This window comes from Sporolactobacillus inulinus (assembly GCF_006539285.1).
Taxonomy (GTDB): domain Bacteria; phylum Bacillota; class Bacilli; order Bacillales; family Sporolactobacillaceae; genus Sporolactobacillus; species Sporolactobacillus inulinus.
Genome location: NZ_BJMS01000154.1, coordinates 1 through 4,238 on the forward strand (window position 1 = coordinate 1; position 4,238 = coordinate 4,238).

A 4,238-nucleotide genomic window follows, 5' to 3' on the forward strand; every position below is an offset into this window, starting at 1 on the left:
AGTAAATAGACGGAAGAATTCCCCTTAAGTGTACAGGATCTTCACTAATTGTAAGACGGCGCATCAAACGCGTAGATGCTCGGGCGCCTGCGGGATCGCGCCTTGTTGATGCGAGCGGATCAGGCACAAGATTGATGGTTCAAAACCGTATCCTGCGGAAGTAAGGACCGGGCGCTTTTTGCCTGGCGTGTTAAAACAGCGGCTGAGGATTCAGAGAAAATAGCTCAGCCAAACGCTGCAAATCGTTTTTATTTTTTCAATAGGTGAACGTTTTTTGATTTGATCATAAGAGATCGGAATCGATTTCAGATGGATTTCTTTAGCTAATTGATCGAATACCTGGCGGATTACGGTCTGATCTTCTGTGAATCCGGATAGTTCTCCGTTCCAGAACAAACTACGCTGGTCGAAATTTGCCGTTCCGAGATAGCATCTCTTTCGATCGATAATGAAGAGCTTTGAATGGTAAAAGCCTTGGTAAAAGTGAAACAGCTTCGCCCCCTTTTTAACGAGAGGCTCAAGGTAATGGTAGGAGGCCGGCTGGACGAGACCGTGATCTTTTTTTAACGGCAAGAGTATCGTCAGTTTGATGCCATGATTGAGGCGGTCCTGAAGCACTTGCATCAGCCTGCTGCTCGGAACGAAATAGGGTGATCCGATGATGATTGACGATTGAGCGCGAGCCAATTCTTCAGCGAAACGCTCGTCCAGTTGCTTGCCGTCGGTAGCGAGCAGGGTAAGTTCTCCGGGCCCCGTTTCACTCTTCGGGAAATACACAGGTTCATGGACAAGATCTTCGTGAGTCGCCTTTTTCCAGTCCTCGAGAAAGAAGTGCTGCAAATCAGCGACACTTTCCCCGATGACTTTTAAATGATTGTCGTGCCACGGGCCCATTTCAGGTTTGCGGCCAATGTAATCGCGGCTGACATTAAAACCGCCGAAATAGCCGATGGTGCCATCAATGATTGTCATCTTGCGATGATTGCGCTGATTTAAAAAATAGACCGTGTAAGGGAATGTTGGTTTTGCTGAAAAGGCAAGAGAGACTCCTGCCGCTTTAAGCTCTGAGCGCTTTTTTCGCAAGGCAAAGCTCGCCAGAGTATCAACGAGCAATCGGACTTCGACACCCTCGTGTGCCTTCTTTTTTAGAAGCTCCAGCCACTCGTTGCCCACTTCATCTGCATGAAAAATAAAAAAGGAAAGATGAATCGAGGATTGGGCACGCTCGATACTTTGCCGCATGTCCTGAAACAATTGATGACCGTTTGTGAAATAGTGGAAATGGTTGCTTCCTGTTTTCGGCACGCTATGGCGAATGCGCGGTCGCATGACTTTCCATCCCATGTAAAGGTCCAGCACAAGAGCAGCAGCGAGCAGAATGATGAGCAGTATAAGGATTGTGATCAGTGTGATGAAAAGATTCATGACGGTTCCTCCGATTCATTAAGACCTGTTGGTTCGTGACGCTTTTCCTATAGTGTAACCACTGTGTCCGTTTTGATAATCAAGCCGCAAACTTGTTTTGAAGGAAGAATGAAGAATCAATTTTGTGTCCAGACTTGATTTTAGATTGCGAACCGATTATTGTATTTATTGTATAACTTTACACTGGTTTTTTCTGCGCATCGTGGCGATGTGCTGCTAAATAGAGTTTTGGATGAGGATTGCGTATGGATGGTTTGTGCTGCATGACAAGTAAGCCCTGCCGAAAGTCCGATGCAATACTTTGATTCGAGTATGATACAGGGAAAGGATGTTTCCATTGACAGAACATACGCTTGAAAAGTCAAAGGTTGACCAATTCTACGATTTATTAGTTCAGGCAAAGGAACCGAAAACCTTCTATGAACTGACCGATCAGGTTTTTAAGGAAGGAGAAATCGAGGTTGACAACGGCGAATCGCTAGCACGTCTTTATACAACACTCTCGCTTGATGGTCGTTTTCTCAGTGTCGGACATAATCTTTGGGCCTTGCGCAACTGGTATCCGCTGGATCAGCGCGAGGATGATGTTGCGAAAACGCTGGGCGACAGCGTGCACGAGAAGCACAAGGTTGCTGAAGACGGATTTGATGATTACGATGACGATCTAGAAGAGGAAGATGGCGATCTCGGCGACGACGATAACGATGACACTGAGGTCAATGACGACGACGATGATGATGTAAAAAGAATTCGCCGAAAAGCCGTTATTGACGACGATGACGAATAATTAAACACGTTATATCCGTGGTGGTTTATCCTTTTTTGCAGGTGTTTTTTTCCTGCCGGGTCCCCTTGATTCGACTGATTAAGTTTGTTAGAATTGCAAAGGGCGACAAATAGAATCGATAGCAAAGCAAAAGCGAGCCCTCCGTAAGGGGAGCTTTCGCTTTTGCTTTTTTATAAGAAAAGGCAAGAAAAATTGGTCGAAAAAGGGCACAAACGATCCTGCACAAAGACCTCTTGCTAAGCTACGCATAACCATGCCGAACACTGATTCCATAGGCTATAAGGGGGATATCATCTAGGATGACAAAGTATATTTTTGTGACCGGAGGCGTTGTTTCGTCTCTTGGAAAAGGGATAACTGCAGCGTCGCTCGGACGTCTGTTGAAGAACCGCGGATTAACCGTGACCATTCAGAAGTTTGATCCATATATTAACGTTGACCCGGGAACCATGAGCCCATACCAGCACGGTGAGGTGTTTGTGACTGACGACGGCGCAGAGACCGATCTCGACCTTGGTCACTATGAACGGTTCATTGACATTAATCTGAACAAGAACAGTAACGTGACAACAGGTAAAATCTATTCAACGGTCTTGAAAAAAGAGCGGCGAGGCGACTACCTGGGCGGAACGGTTCAAGTGATCCCTCATATTACCAATGAAATTAAAGATCGTGTATTCCGAGCAGGCAAGACCACGGGTGCCGATGTAGTAATTACGGAAATCGGCGGTACGGTCGGTGATATCGAAAGCCTTCCGTTTTTGGAAGCCATTCGTCAAATTAAGAGCGATGTCGGTGTCGATAATGTATTGTACCTGCACTGTACGCTGATTCCGTATTTGAAGGCGGCAGGCGAGATGAAGACGAAACCGACCCAGCACAGCGTGAAGGAATTGCGCAGTTTGGGCATTCAACCCAATGTTATTGTTGTTCGTACGGAATATCCGATTTCCGATGAGATGAAGGCGAAACTTGCTTTGTTCTGCGATATTGACAAAGAAGCGGTAATCGAAGCGAGGGATGCGGAAACGCTCTATCAAGTGCCGCTGCAGCTGCAAGATCAAAACCTTGACGACATTGTATGCGCGAAGCTGCACTTGCCGCAAGGTGAAGCGGATATGAGTCAATGGCATGGTTTGGTGGACAAGGTGCTCCATCCGAAGAAACATGTTAAGATCGGACTTGTCGGCAAATACGTCGAGCTGCAAGACGCGTACATTTCTGTTGTGGAAGCACTGAAACACGGCGGTTACAGTTTCGATGCAGAAGTGAAAGTGAAATACATTAATTCTGAAGATCTGGAACCGGGCAACATTGAAGAACAATTAAAAGATTGTCAGGGAATCATTGTGCCCGGCGGGTTCGGTGATCGCGGAATTGAAGGAAAAGTTATCGCGATTCAATACGCGCGCGAACACAAAATCCCGTTCTTCGGCATCTGCTTGGGAATGCAGCTGGCTACAATCGAATTCGCGCGTCATGTATTGAAACTGAACGGTGCGGATTCTGCTGAATTTAATCAGGATTGCCAAGAGGCAATTATCGATCTTCTCCCGGAACAATTGGATATTGAAGATCTTGGCGGAACGCTTCGTCTTGGCCTGTATCCGTGCAAGATTGTTAAGGACACGAAGGTGTATCAAGCTTATCATGAAGAAATCATTTATCAGCGCCACCGCCATCGTTATGAATTCAACAATCAGTATCGGCAGAAGATGTCCGATCACGGGATGGTATTTTCCGGAGTCAGCCCGGATGACCGCTTAGTTGAAATGATTGAGTTGAAGGATCATCCATGGTTTGTTGCGTGCCAGTTCCATCCGGAATTCAAGTCGCGCCCAACACGGCCGGAACCGCTGTTCCATGGCTTCATTAAAGCTTCCTTAGAAAATAAGTAACCGTTCGTCTATATTTGAACGCTAAGAACATTCAAACAGACCGGCTTTTCCAATTCAATGGAAAAGCCGGTTTTTTCTTACAGGTAAAGAAAGTTTATGATTTTGCCCCTTCTTCAAACCAATAGTCC

Annotated in this window: 3 protein-coding genes; 2 read left to right on the plus strand and 1 reads right to left on the minus strand. The window is 46.2% G+C overall.

Annotated elements, in window-relative coordinates:
* Nucleotides 1–210: 210 nt before the first annotated feature.
* Nucleotides 211–1,425, minus strand: coding sequence for a phospholipase D-like domain-containing protein (locus SIN01_RS14105; protein ID WP_010023555.1), 1,215 nt, complete (start codon nucleotides 1,423–1,425; stop codon nucleotides 211–213).
* Between the two features lie 328 nt (nucleotides 1,426–1,753).
* On the opposite strand from SIN01_RS14105, the gene rpoE reads away from it, so the two are divergent.
* Together rpoE and pyrG are read left to right on the plus strand one after the other, a co-directional pair.
* Nucleotides 1,754–2,212 (plus strand): DNA-directed RNA polymerase subunit delta, encoded by a 459-nt coding sequence (gene rpoE, locus SIN01_RS14110; RefSeq protein ID WP_047035110.1) that lies wholly within the window; start codon nucleotides 1,754–1,756, stop codon nucleotides 2,210–2,212.
* 299 nt (nucleotides 2,213–2,511) lie between these two features.
* On the plus strand, nucleotides 2,512–4,110 hold the full coding sequence (gene pyrG / locus SIN01_RS14115) for a CTP synthase (protein WP_010023559.1): 1,599 nt from the start codon (nucleotides 2,512–2,514) through the stop codon (nucleotides 4,108–4,110).
* Nucleotides 4,111–4,238: the final 128 nt, after the last annotated feature.